The sequence below is a fragment of the Curtobacterium pusillum genome (assembly GCF_013359865.1).
GTDB classification, from domain to species: Bacteria; Actinomycetota; Actinomycetes; order Actinomycetales; family Microbacteriaceae; genus Curtobacterium; species Curtobacterium pusillum.
Genome location: NZ_JABMCE010000008.1, coordinates 1 through 1165, shown reverse-complemented (window position 1 = coordinate 1165; position 1165 = coordinate 1). Strand labels below are relative to the sequence as shown.

Below are 1165 nucleotides of genomic sequence, written 5' to 3'. Positions count from 1 at the left end.
GTTCTTCGTGATGGAGACCGCGGTCGATGCCGTCGACGGCGAGAAGCGCACGGCGCGTGTGTCGGGGACGGCGCCGGAGGGGGCCGAGATCGAGGTTGATGGGGTCCGGGTTGCGACGGCTGATGGTGCCGGTGCCTGGTCGGCGGAGGTCGCTGCGCCGGAGGGTCGTGCTGCTGCTGATGTCCGGTTCGATGCGTTGGTGTCGGGGCGGCTGGTGACGTCGCGGACGGTTCCGATCGATTTCGGTGGGTCCGAGGAGGAGGAGTCGTTCCGGCCGGTGGTCGTGGACCAGGCGGAAGTGCAGGCGGGCGCGAGGAACACGTTCACCGGAACGGCGACACCGGGCGCGACGTTCCGGGTGTTGAACCCGAGCGGGACCCAGATCGTTGCTGGGGAGCACCGGGTCGAGGACGACGGGACGTGGACGTTCGATCGTGTTGTGTCCACGGGTGCGGATCGCCTGGCGTTCGTGATCGAGCAGCGTCTGGGTGACCGGACGGAGGTGTCGAAGTCGTTCTCGCTGCCTGCCTCGGCGACTCGGCCCACGCCGGTGACGGTGTCGACGGGTTCGGTCGTCGCCGGGGTGTCGAACACGTTGGAGGGCACGGCCGAGGCGGGGGCGAGGTTCCGGGTGCTCAACGGCAGTGGCACGCAGATCGTGCCGGGTGAGCACACGGTCGCCGCTGACGGGCGTTGGTCGTTCGATCGTGTGGTGTCGAAGGGAGCCAGCGGGCTGTCGTTCCGACTCGAGGTCACGGGGGCGGGCGGGTTCGTGTCGACCTCGCCGGTGTTCACGGTGCCCGCTGGCGTGCCGTTCAGTGTGGAGCGTCCCGGCCGGGACGGGGTCCTGGATCCGGGGACGGGCGAGATCGTGTTGACCGGTCGTGGTGCCGACGGTGCGGAGGTCGAAGTCCGGACGCCGGGCAAGCCCGCGGTCCGGACGACGGTTGCGGCGGGGAAGTGGTCCGTGCCGGTCGAGCTGGTCGAGGGTGACAACGACCTCGCCGTTCGGTATGCGCCGATCGGGTCTGCGCAGCCGGTCGAGCAGACGGTGCCGGTCCGGGTGACGCCGTACCCGACCGAGATCGAGGTCACTTCCGACACGAAGTTCACTCCGGGCGAGCACGCCGAACTCAGTGGTACCGCCACCCCGAACTCCGGGTTC

1 protein-coding gene is annotated in these 1165 nt (G+C 69.7%); it reads left to right on the top strand.

Going from position 1 to position 1165, the window contains the following annotated elements; genetic code table 11:
• Positions 1-199: 199 nt before the first annotated feature.
• Positions 200-1165, top strand: a 966-nt coding sequence (locus HP507_RS00030) for a hypothetical protein (RefSeq protein WP_175349862.1), incomplete at its 3' end; no start/stop codon positions are given.